13 protein-coding genes are annotated in these 20,330 nt (G+C 42.6%); 6 read left to right on the top strand and 7 right to left on the bottom strand.

Going from position 1 to position 20,330, the window contains the following annotated elements; all coding sequences use genetic code 11:
• Positions 1–51 precede the first annotated feature (51 nt).
• The 3 genes from ACT3TU_RS06155 to ACT3TU_RS06145 are packed head-to-tail and all read left to right on the top strand — an operon-like array spanning position 52 to position 7,415.
• Complete coding sequence (locus ACT3TU_RS06155) at positions 52–4,581, top strand: UvrD-helicase domain-containing protein (protein ID WP_444784161.1); 4,530 nt, start codon at positions 52–54, stop codon at positions 4,579–4,581.
• 40 nt (positions 4,582–4,621) lie between these two features.
• Positions 4,622–6,871: an exodeoxyribonuclease V subunit alpha gene (gene recD, locus ACT3TU_RS06150; protein ID WP_225735193.1), complete on the top strand. Its 2,250-nt coding sequence runs from the start codon at positions 4,622–4,624 to the stop codon at positions 6,869–6,871.
• Positions 6,872–6,896: 25 nt separating this feature from the next.
• Positions 6,897–7,415, top strand: a complete 519-nt coding sequence (locus ACT3TU_RS06145; RefSeq protein WP_192523133.1) for a MepB family protein — start codon at positions 6,897–6,899, stop codon at positions 7,413–7,415.
• A gap of 72 nt (positions 7,416–7,487) precedes the next feature.
• Here ACT3TU_RS06145 and ACT3TU_RS06140 read toward each other — a convergent pair whose 3' ends face one another.
• The 4 genes from ACT3TU_RS06140 to ACT3TU_RS06125 form a co-directional block, all read right to left on the bottom strand.
• Positions 7,488–8,051 carry a hypoxanthine-guanine phosphoribosyltransferase gene (locus tag ACT3TU_RS06140; protein ID WP_192523132.1) on the bottom strand — a complete coding sequence of 188 codons (564 nt, stop codon included), beginning with the start codon at positions 8,049–8,051 and terminating at the stop codon, positions 7,488–7,490.
• Between the two features lie 93 nt (positions 8,052–8,144).
• On the bottom strand, positions 8,145–8,813 hold the full coding sequence (locus ACT3TU_RS06135) for a hypothetical protein (protein ID WP_192523131.1): 669 nt from the start codon (positions 8,811–8,813) through the stop codon (positions 8,145–8,147).
• 119 nt (positions 8,814–8,932) lie between these two features.
• Complete coding sequence (locus tag ACT3TU_RS06130; protein WP_443550673.1) at positions 8,933–10,621, bottom strand: DUF3482 domain-containing protein; 1,689 nt, start codon at positions 10,619–10,621, stop codon at positions 8,933–8,935.
• Positions 10,622–10,732: 111 nt separating this feature from the next.
• Entirely contained in the window at positions 10,733–12,160 is a 1,428-nt protein-coding gene (locus ACT3TU_RS06125) for a DUF2868 domain-containing protein (RefSeq protein ID WP_443550671.1), read from the bottom strand.
• A gap of 426 nt (positions 12,161–12,586) precedes the next feature.
• Between ACT3TU_RS06125 and ACT3TU_RS06120 the strand changes: the two genes are divergently transcribed.
• The 3 genes from ACT3TU_RS06120 (at position 12,587) to ACT3TU_RS06110 (ending at position 15,944) form a co-directional block, all read left to right on the top strand.
• Positions 12,587–14,089 (top strand): nucleobase:cation symporter-2 family protein, encoded by a 1,503-nt coding sequence (locus ACT3TU_RS06120; RefSeq protein ID WP_192523128.1) that lies wholly within the window; start codon positions 12,587–12,589, stop codon positions 14,087–14,089.
• Positions 14,090–14,221: 132 nt separating this feature from the next.
• Positions 14,222–14,923 (top strand): IS1 family transposase, encoded by a 702-nt coding sequence (locus ACT3TU_RS06115; protein ID WP_444784160.1) that lies wholly within the window; start codon positions 14,222–14,224, stop codon positions 14,921–14,923.
• Positions 14,924–15,140: 217 nt separating this feature from the next.
• Complete coding sequence (locus ACT3TU_RS06110) at positions 15,141–15,944, top strand: SDR family oxidoreductase (RefSeq protein ID WP_192523127.1); 804 nt, start codon at positions 15,141–15,143, stop codon at positions 15,942–15,944.
• Positions 15,945–16,048: 104 nt separating this feature from the next.
• Here ACT3TU_RS06110 and ACT3TU_RS06105 read toward each other — a convergent pair whose 3' ends face one another.
• The 3 genes from ACT3TU_RS06105 to ACT3TU_RS06095 form a co-directional block, all read right to left on the bottom strand.
• Positions 16,049–17,584, bottom strand: a complete 1,536-nt coding sequence (locus ACT3TU_RS06105; protein ID WP_192523126.1) for a bifunctional 2-methylcitrate dehydratase/aconitate hydratase — start codon at positions 17,582–17,584, stop codon at positions 16,049–16,051.
• A 127-nt stretch (positions 17,585–17,711) separates the two neighbouring features.
• Positions 17,712–18,338 carry a GNAT family N-acetyltransferase gene (locus tag ACT3TU_RS06100; protein WP_192523125.1) on the bottom strand — a complete coding sequence of 209 codons (627 nt, stop codon included), beginning with the start codon at positions 18,336–18,338 and terminating at the stop codon, positions 17,712–17,714.
• 73 nt (positions 18,339–18,411) lie between these two features.
• The gene (locus ACT3TU_RS06095) at positions 18,412–20,265 is read right to left on the bottom strand and encodes an ABC transporter ATP-binding protein (protein ID WP_192528927.1); all 1,854 of its coding nucleotides are present in this window, start codon (positions 20,263–20,265) and stop codon (positions 18,412–18,414) included.
• Positions 20,266–20,330: the final 65 nt, after the last annotated feature.

Below are 20,330 nucleotides of genomic sequence, written 5' to 3'. Positions count from 1 at the left end.
TTAGTAAATAATAATGATGTTAATAGTAAGATTTTGAACAAGTGATTTTTTATGGATCAATATAACAACGCTAACAATACTGCTCATGACTTAGAGAATGTCGGTCATACCTATAGTGGGGATTATAATAATGATTATGGCCATACTAGCCCTGCTAATTTAGCGAATGATTTAACTCAAAACAATGCTAATAAGTCGGAAGAACCACCTGCGATTCGTATCAAATTAAACGGTCAGTATCTGATAGAAGCGTCGGCAGGTACTGGTAAGACATGGACCTTAACCGGTATTGTGCTGCGATTATTAATCGAAGCCAAACGTGCGCCTGAGCATATTATTGCCACTACTTTTACTCGTGCCGCTGCTGCTGAGATGCGCCAGCGTATCCATGATCGTTTGGTTGATTTTTATCAGCTTTTACAGTGGCTCAATAACGTCCAGGCAAATCCAGAGACTCATCACATTCTCTACCCGCAGCTTACGGTAACTCATACTAAAAATGATACTCGAGCGGCGAATGCAGAGCCGTTAGACCAAGATTTATTAATCAAAGAATCATTAATCAAAGAGTCGTTGGATAAAAAGCCAGCGGACAAAAAAGTAAGCCCAGAGCAAAGGCAGCTACGTAAAGAGTGGTTAGAAAAAAAGGCTCAGTTGTCAGGTAATGCAGATCTAATGGCTGACCCTATCAATAGTTACTTGTTGACCTATCTATTAGACCATACCGAAGATTACCCATTGGCTGATGCCATGAGACGCTGCGCTCTGGTGCTAACCACACTCGATAAGCTGTTTGTTGGTACTTTAGATAGCTTGTCACAAAAATGGCTGTCTGAGTATAGTGCTGAGACCGGGCACCAGCAAGGCATGCAAATCAGCGACCAAGAGCAGATAGTGATAGAAAGCATTATTCATGATGCTGTACGTGCCCATCACAGCTATTTGTATAACCACCAGCCTGAGATTTATCAATTATTGCAGCATACCAACCGCTTGACGGCGCCTGCCGATCATATTGGCGTTGCCCAAAAATCACTCCAATTTATCTCAACGCCCATCGAAGATGTCGAAATGGGTGAGGAGATAGACTTTGTTGCTTATCAGCAGGCACTAGAAGCTTTTAAGCAGTGTGACTTAAAGGATATCGAACCGTATTTTGATAAAGATTATCGTAAAGCACAAGGCTTCAATGCCCGAGCTAGCATTGGCACAAGAGCAGAGACGATATTCAGTATCAGGTCTGCTGTCGAACAGTATGATAACGCTTTCTTTGCCAATTTAGATGAAGATGCGCAAAAGTTTTATGAGGCAGTGCCTTATGTTTTTTTGAGTAAGGATGATGGCGGTAAAGGCTTTAATACAGGTAAAGAAGAGCAGCGCCTTGCTTTTATTAATCTTGAAAGCATGCAGGCATTAAGAGCGATACAAGAATATGCCAATCAGATAGAGATGTATCTTGACGCGCTTATAGAAAACCTTAATCGTGACATCGCATTGAAGGTGCGCCAAAAACTCCCATCGATATTAGAAGCACGCCGTGAGACGACTTTTGCCTTACAAATGGTACGCCTAAATCAAGCGCTAGCAGGTAAGCAAGGTGAGCGGCTGGCACGTTATATTCGTCATCATTATCCTGTGGCCTTGATTGATGAGTCGCAAGATATCAATGGTGAGCAAGCGCGCATGATTGAGCGCATTTACTTGTCTAAAAATGCTGACAGTAATAAAGATAATGCTAATCAAAGAGGCAGTCGCGGCTTCTTATTGCTCGTCGGTGATCCAAAACAAGCGATTTATGGTTTTCGTGGTGGTGATGTTGCCAACTATAACGCCATGAAAGCCAAGTTTGCTAAAGATACTATTATGAGCTTGGATATCAATCGGCGCTCTAATGAGCGTTTGATTACCGCCTTAAACCATTGGTTTGGTAGACCAGCTCCTGTAGCGGATTCACAAGATGTTGGTTTTGACAAAGCCAGTCAGTTAGCGCAGTTGGGTAAGAGTATCTACTACCAGCATATTACAGCGGCAAATACCAATCCGCGACTCTCATGGCAAATACCTACAGAAGGAAAAATAAAAGAAGGACAAGTAAAGGCGTCATCAGAAAATCTGGATGTTTTATCTAGCAGCCCTGTTAGTGTGATTCATCTGCCGTATGATAAACAAGCCAAGTACGATGCGTGTGAGCTCGCTGCCTTACATATCGCCGCGTTGCTGGCAAGTCAACAAACCATCGAAGGGCGACCGATTAAACCAAATGATATAGGCGTATTGGGACGACGTAAGCATGAGCTAAAACAAGTCGAGGACATGCTCAGTAAGCTTGGCGTACCGACTTTAGAGACTGCAGAAAAAAACGTCTTTGATACGCCTATCGCCGCTGATTTGGCGGCTTTATTAGAAGCAATGCTACGGCCCCATCGCCGAGACATCATTAACCGTGTATTGACCAGTAACTTTTATCAGATGAGTTTGAATGACGTACAAGTATTGATGTCAAGCGATGAAGATGATGCTGACCGAGTAGAGATAGAAGATGACAGAGCGAGCATAGACAAAGAAATAGATACAGAGCAAGCAGAATTAAAACAGCGTTATCAAGACTTCCAGCTGTACTTAAAGACCGCCGCTTCATATTGGCAGCACAACGGGATTTTATCGGCATTGCATTACCTGTTTGGTCGCAACCCTATGGTTAGCCAAAATATTCGACAAGCTGATAGACAAGCAAAGAATCAAAACGTTTGGGTCGGTCTAGCTGACCTAGAAGACGGTGCGCGCTATTTGATGGATTTGCGTCATTTGCTCGACATTTTGGCGCAGCACGGCATGCATATCGGAGAGTATGAGCTACTGGCATGGTATAAGAAGAACATGCATAGCAGTCGCACGCCTGAATGGGCACAGCAGCAGCCATTACCGACTGAGTCAGGTGTGCAGCTGATGACCATTCATAAGTCTAAAGGGCTTGAGTTCCCAATTGTCTATGTCGTTGGTATGGATGGCGCCAGTCCCAAAGCTGGTGGTCGTAGCAATCATAATTTGTTTTTATACGACCATGACGTTCATAATATTGAGGCAGATAAGACAGAACGCCGCTTATCTGCCAGTAAAGGCAAGCCGCATAGTAAGTCTGCTAAGGGTGAAACACCCACAGACTATTACGCACAATTTGAAACCACTGAAAACTATGAAGAGCTCAGACGGCTGGGTTACGTTGCCTTTACACGTGCCAGTGAGCAGTTATACATGGTACTCAAGGACAGCTATAATAAAACGGATGCTGAGCGTAAGCCAAGCTTACAATGGCTAAGCTCTGAAGATCATAAGTTTGTACTACCAGACAGACTAAAGCCCTATATTGGCTGGCTAGAATATGCCGCTGTTGAGCCCGCTGCCGAAGAGGTTGTGAATAGCAAAGCTTCTAAGAAATCCGATATTAATGAACCTGCTTTGATTGCTGATACGGGGTTACGCATCGATTATCAAGGTGCGTATGCACAGTTACAACGCAACTCATTTAAAGGTTGGGCTAAGACCAGCTTTACCGCACTATCGCGTCAGCTGAATGAGCAGAGCCAAGCATTGGCTGTTTTCGATGATGGGGTAGAGGATGATTTAGACCTGACTGATAGTATGAACTTAGCATCTAAGTATCTAGATGGTAGCGAGTCGCAGCAGGATTCACAGAATGGCGGTAATGCTATTAATCCAATCACCAGCGATGACATTCGATTTCGTTTTGTCAAAGGTGCCAATGCTGGTACATTTTTGCATGAAATTTTTGAAAAGATAGATTTTACAGATAACAGCAAATGGTCAGTGATTATTGATCAAAGCATTCGTCAGTATCAGTTGCCGATAAGCTATGCCAGCGCCACTTCGCAACAACGTCTACAGCCAGACAATACGATGTCTTTAGAGTTGGGTGCCGATGGTGTTCAGTCAGAGTCAGATGAAGCCCGTCAGTTAGGTGTTGCCCATGATCAATTAATATCATGGGTAGAAGATGTGTTGGCAGCACCGTTATTAGCCTCTGGTCAAGCTTTGCAGGAAATACCGGCTAGGCAGCGTATTGCAGAGCTTGGCTTTAATATGGGGCTGTCAGAAGATTTTACGCCTGAACATATCAATCAAATATTTACACAGTATTTACCCGACGAGCCAGAAAAACACATTGAGCTTTCCCCGCAGTTTTCTAACCATATTTATCGTTATTTACGTGGTGAGATTGATCTTGTATACGAGTGCGCTGGCAAGTTTTATGTAGTTGATTATAAAAGTAACTATTTAGGAAATAGCCTAAGCAATTATAATGGCGACAATCTAAGTGCAGCCATGAATAAAGCAGGCTACTGGTTACAAGCCGCCATTTATCAAGTGGCATTGCATCGTTTTTTACGTTTACGTCTAAAAAACTATGAAGGCAATGAGATGCAATATTTAGGCGCTGTAGAATATGTATTTTTGCGTGGTATTGACTCAACAGGTAGAGAGAACTACGGACGTATTCAGTGGCAAATACCGTTTGAGCTGGTCAACGCATTGGATGAGATGTTCGGTAGCCCCAGTGTCTAGCCGATTAACAGATTAAAACAATGATAAAAATGGATAGATAATGAGTGACATTAAAAGTACAGCTAGCGGTATCAAGCAAGAGAAAACAACCAACGCGGGTCACAAGACTAATGATCAAAATATTATGAGTAATGATATCGGCAGTAGCTGGGCGACGACTGTTAGCCAGTATCTATTGCAGCGACGCGCACAAACGCAAGTGGCTTATCAGAGTCAGTTGGTACTTAATACGTCTGAGCAGGCTAAAGACGCACAAGGCTGGTTGTTTGAGGTATTATTTGAAGTGCTGATACAGCGCTTAGAAGAAGGGCATACCGTATTGGTACTCGATGTATCTAATGATAAAGCAAGCAATAATACACTTAATATAGATACTGGCTTATTTGCTTGGCAGCAACAGTTACTGCAACCTTTATTACAGCCACTATGGTCGGCATTAGTGAGTGCGACGCCGGATATATCGGTTACTGAGCTATTAGAAAACGAATTAATATGGGTTACGGCAATGCGTCAATCAACATTGCCAGTGTATGAGAGGCAGGTATTAGGACAACGCCACAAAGTATGCGCCGAGCTTTATAAAGCTTTGGTAGACATAGCAAAGAGTTCTACTTCAATAGAAAATAGCCTAAGCAAATTTATCCAGCTATTAGAAAAAAACACACTATTTACCAATACTAAAAAAGAGGAAAGTGAAATTGCCAGCCCAATTATTTTTCAAATGGACAAAACCTCAAATAACAACATAACCAAAACTACCTTATGGCTGCATCGTACTTGGCAAGCAGAATACGCATTGGCACAGCATGTTATGCGTATCAAAGACCAAGCTCTTATAGAATTACCAATAACGCTCAACCCGCTATTAAATACCGAACAACAGGATGCTATCCATATGGCAAACCGATCGGCGTTCAGTATCATCACCGGTGGGCCAGGGACCGGTAAGACCTTTACCGTAGCCCAGCTAGTCATGGCACTGCAGCCAGAGAGCGCTGAAGACAATGAAAGCCACGAGTCAAAAGCCAATTTAGCATTGGCAGCTCCAACGGGTAAAGCTGCTCAGCGCATGCAGGAATCATTACAGGACGCTATACAGCAAGCCGGCGTCTCTATACAGCTACCAGAAGCGAAGACCATTCACCGCTTGCTTGGCATCGGGCGGGGTGGTCGCCCTCGCTACAATAAAGACAATCCGCTCAGTGAAGACATTATCATCGTTGATGAAGCTTCTATGCTTGGGGTGGAGTTGGCCAATCATTTAGTGAGTGCTATTAAGCCCAATGCGCGGTTGATACTACTTGGTGATGCCAACCAACTGGCAGCAGTCGATGCAGGGGCGGTACTGGCAGATTTGTGCCGTATACCTGTGCTACAGGACGTACATCAGTGCTTAGTAGCCAGTCGGCGTTTTACAGAAGATTCAGGTATAGGCAAGCTTGCCAAATTGATTAACCAAGCCGATGAAGACCAAATAAGCGCTCGCAATATGTCAGCCGTTTGGCAGCTCCTTCAAGACGACGACACCTTAGATTTTTATCATTTAGAAACATCTACTACGACGGATGAAGATATTAATAATAGTATAACAACTGATAAGATGAAAAATAGCCTAAGCAATTATAAATTCTTAAAAGAAATCTCAAATAAATACTTTCAATACTTTAAAAAAACCCAAAAAATACTAACAAAAATAAAAAAAGCGAAATCTATACCAACAAAGGAATACCTTAATAACTTTGTTGAACTTATAAACATATTAAATCAGTTTCGAGTATTAACGGCTGGACATCATGGACGTTGTGGCGATCATAAAATTAATAGCTACTTAAGTGAGCAGCACAAAACCCAACTAAAATTACCACTATCAAAATCACCTTGGTATCACGGTCGTCCAGTGATGGTTCTACAAAACAATTATGAACTAGGGCTATTTAATGGCGATATTGGTATTTGTTTGCAAACTGAGAAAGGACGTTTGCAAGTATTTTTTGAAAACAAAAAGCAAGGTATTAATATTAATATGCTAAGTGATGAGATGATTGCGACTGCTTATGCGATGACTATCCATAAATCGCAAGGGTCAGAGTTTGATCATGTGGCTATCAGCTTTGACGATAATAATGCGCGCTTGCTGAGTCAAGAGTTAATATATACCGCTGTAACACGTGCTAAAAAGCAGGTTTCTATTTTTAGTACAGCATCTGCATTCACCCGCGCATTATCAACGCCAACGATGCGTCAAACTGGGCTAAGTTTACAGTTTGAAAGACTGATAGATAAGTCTTAAAAAGAAAGATAGAAAAAGGATTAAAATGCATGTTTTTTCTACTGTGCTAGAGTATATAAATGAATTCATATACAAGCCTAATCAGTTGACTGCAGCTTCGGCTGTAGAGGAGAAGCAAAATTCAGAATACGCAGCTGGTAGGTTTGAGTTATCCTGTAAATCAGCGATTAGAACCGTTCGATTTAGAGTTGCCAAACAAACACCTAGCAAAGTAGGGCAGTTTGTTACTTTCTGGGAAAAAGATGATGAAGGTGCTAACCAACCTTTTCAGTATAATGAATCACCAGATTTATTAGTTATAACTACCTTTAAAGATGATAATACACTTGGACAGTTTGTTTTCCCAAAAGATATTCTACTTAAAAACAATATTCTTAAATCTCATTCTACCAAAGGTAAGATGGGGATAAGGGTTTATCCTAGCTGGGACAAACCAACTAGTAAGACCGCCATAAGAACCCAAAATTGGCAACTGGATTACTTCTTTACCGTTGCCGATACACGCGTATTGCCGTCTGCAAAAATACTAGAGTTGTACGAGTAAAAGTATGAACATTTCACCAAAAAAGAAAAAAGCATCCAAACGGATGCTTTTTTTAAATTCAAATCCGTAGATTTAAACTTTGTCTTCTTTGATAGCGTAGATACCAGGCAGATGACGTAAGTAACCATGAAAATCCATACCGCAGCCATAAACATAACGATCTGCGACATTGATACCCACAAAATCCACTGCAAAGTCTGCAACTTTACGGTCGTGTTCTTTGTTAAGTAGTACACAAGACTCAATAGATAATGGCTTTTCTTTACCCAGCTCTTCAACGATGGCTTTTAGAGTAATGCCTTCATCAAAAATATCATCAATCAACAATACGTGTTCACCAGCGATACTGACATCAGGTTTAAACTTCCAATCAAGATCATTAGTACCTTCGTTATCACGATAGCGTGACGCATGGATGTAGTGCATACGATGGTAGAAGGTCAGATGAGTCAGTAATTGACCAGCGGGAATAAGTCCACCGTTCATAACGACCATAACAATTGGATTCAAGCCAGCATAGTGTAAGTTGAGCTGGGCGGCAAGACGCTCATAAGCAGCGGCGACTTCGATACTGCTGATAAGGCAGTCTGAGTTACGCAGGGTTTTTTCGATTTCTTGGTTACTAATTTGGGTCATGAGTTGCGCCTTCGATAAAAGTGCCGCCTATTTTAGCAAATTTTAGCAAACTTGCCCAACATTACATTTCTAATAAACCCAAAGACTCTTGTTTTATTCTGGTTTTTCTACGATGAAAGGACGGTAATAGTTTGCTAAACGATTCAATGAATTGTCAGGTAAGTCAGGCAGTAGTTTATTCAGCGCCATACCCATCCCTTTATCAATAGCAGCTTTAGCGACTGGGACAGACTTACGTTTAATCATGCCTAACTTGAGAGTATCAGCATAGCGACTGATAAAGTGAGTCAGGGTCTCTTCATTCATTGTTTCAAGCGCTGTTTTGAATATCTTCATATCTACGTGTTCAGGAGTAATAGCAGCAAAGCCTTTATTGATGGTTTGAGCATCTGCTTCAGATAACTTAAAACCCACACGTTTTACACCTTCATTATCAGTAAAAGTTGCTTGATCTCTTAAGAAATGAAAGCTTGGCAGTACTTCCTCATTATTTTCTTTACCCAGTAAGATATTTAACAATGTATCTGTCGCCCGTTCAACCGTAGCCACAACTTTACGCATAGATGCCTGGCGTTCAGGGTTCGGAATAATCTCAACCAACCCAACCAATAAGTTGTCGATAAGGTCACGCGCCGTTTGATGGGTTAACGCATCGCGATAAGGGTAGTAGTCTACTTGTTCATCTGATGTGATGACTTGCTCGGCCTCAATGATTAGCTCTTTTAACTTATCTGAAGGGACGAATCCAAAATAGTATGTCATTAATTTTCCTTAGGTTTAATTGCCACTTAATATATTCAACTCACTCAAAAGTGCTTAGGGCGTATTTTTATTTGCGGCCCATTTAAAAATTTTGTTCAGATTAAGAACACTCGTTGCTATTATTTATGTGCTTGGAGCTTACTTGCCAGCGCCCATGCCATATCTGCACGTAGTAGCTGAGCTTGTTCGGACTTACCGCTACTGAGTGATGACCATTGCGGTTTACCACGCGCTTTTTTTAACTCACTTGGTAGTTTATGTACAGGCCATAACGTCACTAAACTCTCACCTTCAGTGTCCGATTTAGTCTTATCTTTCTCACCATTATAAATCAGCTGGGTAGCATCGGTGGCAGCATGACCACGGTGGCGTAACGCCGTTAGTAAATCGATTGCCCGAGTAGCCAGTAGAGTCAAAGTAGCAGGGTCAATATATAAGCGTTTTACCCCGGTAATTCTATCGGCGATACTGCTGGTATTAGATAGTAACCCGCCTGCAATACCACCAATGGCAGCGCCCAAGCCTAAGGTAGTGCCTAGCGCGGCTGCATCAATACCTAACCCTAATAATGCACCAGCTGCCGCACCAGACGTCGTGCGAATACCGTAACTTTTGAGCAGTTCAGGGTCAAAGGGATCTTGTTGGTACGCTTTTAGCTCAAGCGGTGTTGCTGCTACTGCATTATCATAAAATTTATATAAATTGAATAAGTTGTTTTGCATTGTACGTTCGCTTTGCCTAACAGCCTCTTGCATTTGCTCTAATACAGGCAACGGATCGTCATCTTCATTAATTTCACGGACGAAAGCGGCCACATTGAGCAAAAAGTCAGCGATGATAATATGCGCCTCGTCATACAGCTGTTCCCAGTTTTCAGTCCGGCGCACCATTAACTGTTCAAGCAGCTCAGAATGAGTCAACATGGTGGCAAGGTTTTGCCACAGACGCATCTCATCCTCAAACTCGAAAGCAACTGAATCGAAGCGCGTAGAGATGTGCAGATTACGTCTTGCCAGCATGGTCTGCCATTCATCGATATTGGCATCCTGACTGTCCGTGAAGTTAAACACTGGCATAACGGGTATCGCGGCCCAAGATAAGATAGCTAACTCGTCTTTATATTTGCCCAATACTGGTTCACGCGCATCGACGACGTAGATTGCCATATCACTAGCTAGCAGCTGACGGATAACTTTGGCTTCTTGGCTATAGTCATAATTCTGTGAGTCATAGCCTGGTGGATTATCTTTACTTGAGCGACTATTATACGAAACATCACTACCGTTGCTTTGAGCGATATCTGCGGCCAAAAACTGTTGTAGGCGTTCAATACCATCCCGGCGACTGGCCGTATTGTCTTCAAGCCAATCCATCAACCCTGATGCATCTTCTAGACCAGGTGTATCATATAACGCCACCAGAACCTCACCAGTTTGGCTATCCGTTAGCTGGGCTTGCTCTACATGGCGTGTGGTTGCGGCCTCATTTTTAACTTCACCAAAATATACATCGCGTAGTAGCGTGCGTAATAGTGAGGTTTTACCGGTATTAGTATGACCAACGACTGCTAATTTAAGCGCTTCGCCACTGGCAATTGTTTTTTTATGAGGGGGTGTATTAATGGGCGCTGCTTGTTTGCTTAAAGACAGTTCCTCGTTATTAACAATGACTTGATCTGATTGGTGGTTTTCTTGATTCTGAGGCATTGGTGGGTTTGTTGCATCAGCAGGATAAGCTTTATCCGCAAAAAGGCTATCAGCATGACTACCGCTCCGAGCATTATTTTGATTGTTATCATCGTTATTCATAATAAAATCTTATCGTTATTATTAATATCCAAGAAATGTCTTAGCTGATTATGACAAATTATCAAAACAATCTGGTTGAGTATCGGTATTAATACCTATAAGGATTGTTAATTACGCATTGTCGCTAAGGCGAACTAAACCGATTTTTCGGGCGGCAAGGGCGGTTTGCCATTGTTGATAACGAACATCCTTTTTCGCTAAGTACTGCTCTTGTGCTTGAGCTGAACCCAATTCATCCGTAACCATATTATTATCAATAACATCCTTAGTAATACGGTTATCACTAAGCAGCTGTACAATAAGTCCGTCTTTTGCGTGACTAGCAATTTGATCGAGTTTACGCAATGTGCCACGGTCAGGCAACGCTTTGCTGTGAATGCCGAGTAACACTTGTACCGGATGACCTTCTAAATAAGTTATCAGCCGTGCCAAATCATCACGGTCATCAAGGATGCCAAAGTCTTCAATCTCGCTATGGTTATTCATCTCGGTATCAAGACCCAACTGCCACCAGTTATTCTGCTCTGATGGATATTCAAGTAACGCTACCAGTTTCTTGCCGACGCTGACAGTCGCTTTGGGTGCGATAGGCGCAGGTGCTTCATTAAAATCATCAGCATCAACCACATGACGCTGCCAAAAATTTAAAATCTTTTGATAATAAGGTAGTTTGATATCCAAACGCATTTTTTTACGACGGAACATCAATGCACAAAACGCCCAAGCAATCGCTCGCGGTACAATGCCGTACATCAGCAAGCTACCTACCAACAAGCCTGCCCATTGCCGCGCGACAGTTAACGGCATCGCATCCGTCACCAAGCGGCTCTGTACGATAGCAGTACTGTCTGGCACCGTAAACCCAACTATGCTTGGCAACCAGCCGAGTACTTGGGTGAGGGTAATTAGCGCCTGATCTGATAATAATGTGGACTCCCAGCTAAAGCTATACTGACGCACAATCAATAAAAAAATAATCGCCAGCAGCATACCAGTCAATGTAGCAAGCCATAACTGGTGGCTAAATCGTCCCAAATACCAGCGCATCCCACTGTGTTGTAATTGACGTTCGTATAAATCGACTGCTGCCTTGGTCACATCATCTTTTCCACGGATCAGATAACTGGGGCTCACAAAGCTGGCAAACCAATTTGATGAATGCTTCCCTTGATTAATCAAAGTCATCACCAGCCAACCTAACAGCATGATCGTATGAAAACCTAATAAGCAGACCAACACATAAAAGAAATTAACGACATTGGTCTGTAAAAGGGTAAACAATCCCAAAAAACCAGATACACACCAGACCACGCTCATGACCGCCATGATGCCTTTAATACGACCATCAATCTTACCGAGTACTCGTGCCAGCGCACCATTACTATCGATGCGTGAGGCACGGCGGTGTAACTTTTGCAGAGGTTTGCCGTCTTCCCCTTGCAACTTTTCAGTGATGAGAAGTGGGTCAGTAGCAAAAACATGCTGCTGAGTCTCAAGCGTACGTACCAGCTCAGTCAATTGATCTTGGGGTGATAGCATTATTTGATATCCATATAAACAATTATAATGTAAAAATAGGTGTTATTATCGTTACTAATACTGGGTAAATACCTTCCAATGACAAAAAATCCTGACCATATGGTCAATAATCACTGGCAGTTATGATAAATACGCGGTATGCTAAAACCGAACCAGCAATTTACTCTAAATATCTAGCTCAAACACTCATGTACATTCTAATGTCAAACTCAGCTAATACCTAGCGCTATATAACGTAAAGTTATAGCTTAAAACTGATTGAGATTAATTGAAAGGGAGGTTGATACTCCTTTTCGTGGGCTGTGTGTGTGAAACCTTAGATAGATAAAAGTTTTTTTTGTAATTCTCATGAATTCCAATCTAGAAGTTGTCAAAGAACAAGTTTAGAATATATTAACAATAGAATATGTAGGATAACTATTTAATATGGATATTAAATCTACTTCTCAATCAACACTTGCGCGCCCGGAAGATGAAAACCTGGGTCTTGTAGCAAATATTGCTTATGGCTTTCAACACGTCCTTACTATGTATGGCGGCATTATTGCTGTTCCATTAATTGTGGGTCAGGCCGCCGGCCTAGGACCTTCTGAAATTGGTTTATTGATTGCCGCTTCTTTATTTATTGGTGGTCTAGCAACCTTATTGCAGACCATGGGTGTACCTTTCTTTGGTTGTCAGTTGCCCCTGGTACAAGGTGTATCTTTTGCAAGTGTTGCAACTATTGTAGCAATCGTAACCTCGGGGGGTGGGCTACCAGCAGTATTTGGTGCGGTAATAGCAGCTGCGGCTCTTGGGTTTTTAATCACACCCATTTTCTCCCAAATTATTAGATTCTTTCCGCCACTGGTCACTGGTACGGTCATCACAACCATTGGTTTAACCTTGATGCCAGTAGCTGCACGCTGGGCAATGGGCGGTAATAGCAACTTGCCAAGCTTTGGTAGTATGACCAATATCGGCCTTGCCGCGTTTACATTGGCAGTGGTATTGCTATTAAGTAAGCTTGGTAACGCCGCTATCAGCCGTTTATCGATTCTGCTCGCTATGGTTATCGGTACTTTTGCTGCTTGGGCGTTTGGTTTGGTTGATTTCTCTGGCATCTTGACTGGCGATATCTTCGCATTCCCAAGCCCATTCCATTTTGGCGCTCCTAAATTTGAGCTTGCAGCCATCATCTCCATGTTCATCGTCGTATTGGTTATTTTAGTCGAAACCTCAGCAGATATTTTAGCGGTTGGCGATATTATCGATACCGAAGTGGACTCAAAACGTTTAGGCGATGGTCTTCGCGCTGATATGGCTGCCAGTATCGTTGCGCCAATTTTTGGTTCATTTACCCAAAGTGCCTTTGCGCAAAACGTTGGTCTGGTTGCAGTTACGGGTGTTAAAAGCCGTTTTGTAGTGGCTTTTGCCGGTATTATCTTAGTCGTGTTAGGCTTGATGCCAATCATGGGCCGCGTTATTGCTACCGTTCCGACTGCAGTATTAGGCGGCGCGGGTATCGTATTATTCGGTACGGTTGCTGCCAGTGGTATTCGTACCCTTGCACAGGTCAGCTATGAAAACAACATGAATCTAATCATTGTGGCGACCTCTATCGGCTTTGGTATGCTGCCTATCGCTGCACCAGCGTTTTATGACCAATTTCCAGACTGGTTTGCCACTATTTTCCATTCAGGCATCAGCTCTGCTGCTATTATGGCCATTGCTCTAAACTTACTATTCAACCATTTAAAGGTTGGTAACTCAGAGAACCAGTCGGTATTTGTCGCTGGTACCCAAGATCGCTCTGTACGCCCTGCAGTGATCATCGATTTAACTGAAGGTGATTACTTTAGTGAAGGTAAATTGTTTGATATAGACCATAATGAGGTACCTGTTGTGGCTGTTGAAACAGTTGATACTGAGCAACCGCCTCCTCACTAAACTAATTGTTTAGAGTGTTTAGAAAGTCACAACGCTACAAACTCTAGAATAAAATATATGGTGGTGTGTCAGAAAGTATGCTGAAGAAATAAAGGAGGGTGACAGCCAAAGCAAGATGATATATTTGAGGTTATGAAGACACAAATAGATATCAGCTGCCCCGACTGTCACAGTCCCAGTTTAAAGAAAAACGGCATAAAAAGCTATGGCAAGCAGAACTACCAATGCAAGGACTGCAAACGTCAATTCATTGGTGACCATGCCTTAACTTATAAGGGCTGTCACTCTAAAATAGAAGACATCATACGGCTAATGACGGTTAGAGGTTGCGGCGTTAGAGACATAGCTGTTATAGCCTCAGTCAGTATCGGTAAAGTATTGAGCACCATAGGCTCATCTGTTTATAAGATCGCGCCTAAGAAGCGCTACTATGAACGCTTAGAGGTTGATGAGTTCTGGACTTACGTGTATCGCAAGAAGCGTAAAGTTTGGCTCATTTACGTTTATGATCGTGCTACTAATGAGATTGTCGCTCATGTTTGGGGCAAACGTGACCTAAAAACGGCTAAGAAGCTAAGAGCACGTTTAAAGCAACTTAAAGTAAGCTATGGCTCTATCAGTATGGACAACTGGGATAGCTTTAAAACCGCCTTTAAAGGTGATCACAAACAGGTTGGCAAACAGCATACCATAGGTATAGAGGGTAATAACTGTCGCCTTAGACACCGATTAAGACGAGCGGTTAGAAAGACTTGTTGCTTCTCAAAAAAGCTCGATAATCACTTCAAAGTGTTTGATATGGTGTTCTTTTACATCAATTATGGCTACGTCTGATGCCAGCATACTTTTTAGAACACCACCAAATATATTAACGTATAAAAAGCCACCTTCGACGGTGGCTTTTTTATTGTCTTTCATCTTGTGTTTTATTAAAGATATTAAATATTGTTCGACAAATGACACACCGATATCATGGTAAAAACATAAAAACTCAGTCAAGATATAAAAAAGCAATCTGAAATCTATTTTAATAAAAAAGGAGGAGTTTCTTATGAGCCCTAAAAACTATCTAATTATTGGCGGTACAGGCGGCATCGGCAAGGCCATGATCGAGCAATTATTGAGTGGTATTTCTGATGCCAGTAGTGATAAAGATGGTGATAAAGATGGCGATCAAAGTGATAGTGCAAAAAACGGCATTCAGGTCTTTGCCACTTACCATAAAAGCCTTCCTGATTATGAAGCGGAAAACTTACATTGGTTACCCATGAATATCTGTGATGAGCAGAATATCAAACAAGCAGCTGACATCATCAAGCAGCAAACCACTCATATAGACTGGGTGATTAACTGTGTGGGGCTGTTGCATACTGAGCAATCGCAACCAGAAAAAGCACTTAAACAAGTTGAGGCTGATTTTTTCTTACAGAATATGCAAGTGAACGCCTTGGCTAGTCTGCTCATTGCGAAGCATTTAAAGCCACTTTTGGCTAACGCTAAACGAACTAATAACCAGCCAGCAATTTTTGCGACGATATCGGCACGCGTTGGTAGTATCAGCGACAATCAGCTGGGCGGTTGGTATAGCTATCGTATGAGTAAAGCGGCGCTTAATATGGGTATGAAAAACCTCAGCATCGAATGGAGTAGGTCACTTAAAGATGTGTGCGTGGTCGTCATGCAACCTGGAACCGTCAACACACAATTATCAGCACCTTTTCAGGGTAACGTGGCTAACGAAAATTTATTCTCGCCAGCCTTTAGTGCCGACTGCTTATTGGACGTGTTAAGCAAAATGACCGCAGAACAATCAGGCAGTTTTGTGGATTGGGCAGGGGAGTCAATACCTTGGTAGGGTTTTTAGAAGCCGTTACTGTTAATAGAATAGATAAGAAAAGGGCGTGTCGTTAAATTAATGACACGCCCTTTTATTGGATAATCAGATAGTGGTTAAAATACCTAGTTCACCACAAACAAATCCATAAATTCATTGACCGGTGTTTGCTCTAAGCGCGCTTGGTCGCTACAAAGGGCAAAAATATCCGCGCAACGACTGTCTATAAACCGTGTTGCCAGACTCGCTCGAAACTTGGCTTCTAACACAGGGATGCCTTCTTCACGGCGGCGTTTATGACCGATAGGATATTCGACAGCCACCTTATCGGTACTACTACCATCCTTAAAGAATACCTGAATGGCATTGGCAATCGAGCGCTTACTTGGATCGTGGTAATCTTTTGAATAACTTTCGTCTTCCTCTACCACCATCTTTCGGCGTAAGCCATCAATCATAATATGATGCTGAGCGTGGTAATCGTCTTCATAATTCTCCGCCATCAAATCACCCGTGAGTAAAGGCACCGCAACCATATACTGTAAACAATGATCGCGATCAGCAGGATTGGCCAGAGCCCCTTCCTTGGAGATGATCCGAATGGCTGAATCATGGGTGGTCAAAACAATTTTTTCAATCTCATCAATTCTGTCATCAATTCGTGGATGTAGAATAACCGCAGCCTCGCATGCAGTCTGCGCATGAAACTCAGCAGGGAAACTTAATTTAAATAAGATATTTTCCATCACATAACTACCAAATTCGCGCTGGAAGGTAAATTTGCGTTCATCCTCGGGCTTGAGAGCTAGGTCTTTATTGGTGTGGCTAAATAGCACGTCATAAAACCCCCACTGCGAGGCGGTTAAAGCCCCAGGGATACCCATTTCCCCGCGCCGAGTAATATCGACTAAGCGTACCGCACGACTGGTCGCATCTCCTGCGGCCCATGACTTACGGCTACCAGCATTGGGTGCATGACGGTAGGTACGTAGTGCTTGTCCGTCGACAATCGCTTGTGAGAGGGCCGCCATAATACGCTCACGGGGCAGCTTGTATAGTTTTGCAACGACAGCGGTTGAGGCCAGTTTCACCAAAAACACGTGATCCAGCCCGACACGGTTGAATGAATTGTCTAATGCCAGCACCCCTTGAATCTCGTGCGCCATAATCATGGCTTCTAACACCTCCTTCATGGTAAGCGCAGCATCGCCTTGGCTGATATTTTGCTGACTGATATAGTCTGCGACCGCTAGGATACCACCCAAGTTGTCTGAGGGATGACCCCATTCAGCCGCAAGCCAGGTATCATTATAATCAAGCCAGCGTACCATACAGCCGATATCAAAGGCGGCTTTGATAGGATCTAGTCGGTAGGAGGTGCCCGGAACACGCGCACCATTAGGGGTGATTTGATCGGCGCAATCAGGACCTAAATGCTTGGTACATTCAGGAAAACGTAGCGCGAGTAGTCCACAGCCGAGGGTATCCATCAGGCAGTAACGCGCCGTACTCCAAGCTTCCTCACTATCTGGGGAGTCATTATCTATAGAGTAACTGAGCACATAATCGGCGATTTTTTGAATCTCAACGTCGTACTCTGGACGGACATTGCTCTCTACCGTCGCATTTTGGTCATTTGAACCATCTAATATGGTTGACATGGTTGTCTCCTCTTCCTTGGGTTTGCTGCTTCATTGACCAACTATCTCGGTCATCATTTAAAAGTAGCATACTCAATATGGAACAACCAAATTGAATTATGTTAAGAATTAAAACCTTGCACGCCGCTTAAATCATTAAATACAGCAAACCTAACACAAATAAAGCCGCCATTATAAATAGCAAAAAACTTAATATTTTGGTCGTTGTAGAGGCGGTATTTGCACTTTCTTTCTTAACCTTGGTTTTTTTAATCACGTATAAAACCATCTTTACATGCTCAATGCCATCTTCGAGATAATAATCCCCTTCGGGTATAAACCCCAAGGATTCATAAAAGCTGAGCAAGTAGGTTTGTGCAGAGATGATAATCGGTCGCTTTTTGCCGTACTTTTTACGGCAGTGGGCAATGGCTTGCGTCATCATCTGCCGTGCTAGGCCGTCGCCTCTGTGCTCTGATAGTACCAGCACGCGACCAATGGCAGGCATAGAAGTATGATTGGACTTGATGGCAGGGTCAGCGACCGATAGATTGGATTTTAATTGATTAAATTCAGGTGGAATGATGCGGCAATAGCCCACCAACGCTTCGTTCTGATGGGCGATAAGATGCAAGCAATCAAAGTCTAGCTCATCCATATCTTGATATGGGCAGTTTTGCTCAACCACAAATACTTGCGAGCGCGCTTTTAAAATATGATACAGATCAACTGTGGTCAGCTCATCAAAAGTTTTTATAGAGAAATTACAGGTCATAATTCAGTAGCTTCTAACAATTTAAAGGACAATCAAGGTAATAGTGTGAGCATTATAACGATTTCGCTCTGTATTAACTATTTAAGGTTTGACTGATTTTATCCAAATTTAAGCTATCAGACATGGCACTAAATATCTCAAAGTATTTACCGCGCTGCTCATATAAATCCTCGTGAGTACCTGTCTCGACCACACGCCCATTTTCTATCACCACCAAATCATCAGCATCGATGATCTGGGCAATGTTATGCGAGACCATAATCACCGTACGGTCTTTTTTAATCAAATCTAGGCTCTTTTTCACCTGTTGACTGGCAATGGCATCAAGGCTGGCGGTTGGTTCATCCAAAAACACAATCGGTGGGTCTTTTAAGAACATTCGTGCCAGCGCAATACGTTGCTGTTGACCACCCGATAGTGATTTAGCGGTACTTTCATAGCCTTCTGATAACGCCACGACTTGCTCATGAATCGAGGCTTTTTTGGCAGCAATGATAATATCTTCATCGCTCGCATTCATATCCCCATAACGGATGTTTTCACTGATGGTACCTGAAAAGATATGATTGCTTTGTAGCACTAAGCCGATATTCTGACGCAGCTCATGAGTATCATAGTCGGCCAGATTGTGCCTATCTAGGCATATCATGCCAGCATCTGGCTCGTAAAACCTCACCAATAGATTGATAATCGTACTCTTGCCAGCACCACTTAGACCCACCAGCGCGGTAATACGATTGGGTTTAATAGTGAAGCTGACATCTTTTAGCGCTTGGGTGCCATTCGGATAGGTAAAATCGACATTTTTGAGCTCAATATGACCTTTTAAGTGTTTACTACTCAAACCCGATATTTTTTCAACTTGTTCGTCAGCCTCTAAAATCTCAAAAAAACCTTCAGCGTAAGTCAGGGCATTGTTAATTTGGTCATAAATACGATGCAATTGACGGATAGGCGCAGCGACGTTTTGAAACAGCATGACATGAAATAAGATCATCCCAATGGTCATCTGACCGTTTAGCACAAAGTAGGCGGTCAGTAAGATAATCGCTACCACACCGATTTGTTCAATAAAGGTTTTTACCGCATCATAAATAAAACCAATGCTACGAATACGCAGCTGATTATCAGTCATGTCTTTTTGAATGGTTAAGTGCTTTTTCGCCTCGATAGGCTCACGGACAAAAGATTTAACCACGCTGATTGAATTAATCAGCGAGATAACCAGCCCGCTTTTGGCTTCTCGAAAGCCGCGCATCTGCCGCCGAAAACCTTGCAAACGCCGCGCTTGTTTTTGGCTAATAAAAAAGTAAATCGGTATGATAACCAGACCAACCAAGCCTATCCAAAAATTGGTCGAAAACATAATAATCAGTGAGACGATGGCACTGGCAAATAGCGGCAGCATATCGATAAAGAAGTTTTGCACCAAGCTGGTAAGGCTACTCACACCATAATCGATACGGGTTTGCAATTTACCACTATCGTTTTCGCTACTGGTGTAAAACGCCATGCGATAGGTCAAGATACGTTCGATGATTTTTTGTGATAAATCACGCGATAGATTGATACGAATCTTTTCACCGAAAAATCGCTGCCCAAATGAGATAAATATCGATAGTATCTCTTTAGTCAATAAAACAGCGCTGATGATACCGAGCATGCGTATACCAGCTTCCCACGGGTCGGCAAGGGTAGCGATTTCGGTCAAGGTATCGACGGTATAGCGCAGCACAAAGGCGTTGACCTGCGCGGTAAACGAACCCAGCACCGTCAATATCAAGGTAGCAACGATTAATAGCCGATAGGGCTTAGCAAATACCGCAAGCTTTTTGAGAATATCCCATAACAATGCCCTGCGCTCTTTTTTTGCGACCGGCGGTTTCTTATCGAGTGGGGGTTTTCTGAGATTAGAAGTGGTTGGCATGTATTAAACCCAACAGTTTGAGTATTTAATTGGTGAAACTTATTATGCCCTAATTAAGGTAAAAT

The sequence above is a fragment of the Psychrobacter sp. AOP3-A1-26 genome (assembly GCF_052378235.1).
GTDB lineage: Bacteria > Pseudomonadota > Gammaproteobacteria > Pseudomonadales > Moraxellaceae > Psychrobacter.
This window is presented reverse-complemented; position numbering and strand designations above follow the sequence as displayed.

Bases quoted from the DNA above. Each gene is read 5' to 3' on its own strand.
- ACT3TU_RS06155 (WP_444784161.1), top strand. From the start codon at position 52: ATGGATCAATATAACAACGCTAACAATACTGCTCATGACTTAGAGAAT.
- recD (WP_225735193.1), top strand. From the start codon at position 4,622: ATGAGTGACATTAAAAGTACAGCTAGCGGTATCAAGCAAGAGAAAACA.
- ACT3TU_RS06145 (WP_192523133.1), top strand. From the start codon at position 6,897: ATGCATGTTTTTTCTACTGTGCTAGAGTATATAAATGAATTCATATAC.
- ACT3TU_RS06140 (WP_192523132.1), bottom strand. From the start codon at position 8,051: ATGACCCAAATTAGTAACCAAGAAATCGAAAAAACCCTGCGTAACTCA.
- ACT3TU_RS06135 (WP_192523131.1), bottom strand. From the start codon at position 8,813: ATGACATACTATTTTGGATTCGTCCCTTCAGATAAGTTAAAAGAGCTA.
- ACT3TU_RS06130 (WP_443550673.1), bottom strand. From the start codon at position 10,621: ATGAATAACGATGATAACAATCAAAATAATGCTCGGAGCGGTAGTCAT.
- ACT3TU_RS06125 (WP_443550671.1), bottom strand. From the start codon at position 12,160: ATGCTATCACCCCAAGATCAATTGACTGAGCTGGTACGTACGCTTGAG.
- ACT3TU_RS06120 (WP_192523128.1), top strand. From the start codon at position 12,587: ATGGATATTAAATCTACTTCTCAATCAACACTTGCGCGCCCGGAAGAT.
- ACT3TU_RS06115 (WP_444784160.1), top strand. From the start codon at position 14,222: ATGAAGACACAAATAGATATCAGCTGCCCCGACTGTCACAGTCCCAGT.
- ACT3TU_RS06110 (WP_192523127.1), top strand. From the start codon at position 15,141: ATGAGCCCTAAAAACTATCTAATTATTGGCGGTACAGGCGGCATCGGC.
- ACT3TU_RS06105 (WP_192523126.1), bottom strand. From the start codon at position 17,584: ATGTCAACCATATTAGATGGTTCAAATGACCAAAATGCGACGGTAGAG.
- ACT3TU_RS06100 (WP_192523125.1), bottom strand. From the start codon at position 18,338: ATGACCTGTAATTTCTCTATAAAAACTTTTGATGAGCTGACCACAGTT.
- ACT3TU_RS06095 (WP_192528927.1), bottom strand. From the start codon at position 20,265: ATGCCAACCACTTCTAATCTCAGAAAACCCCCACTCGATAAGAAACCG.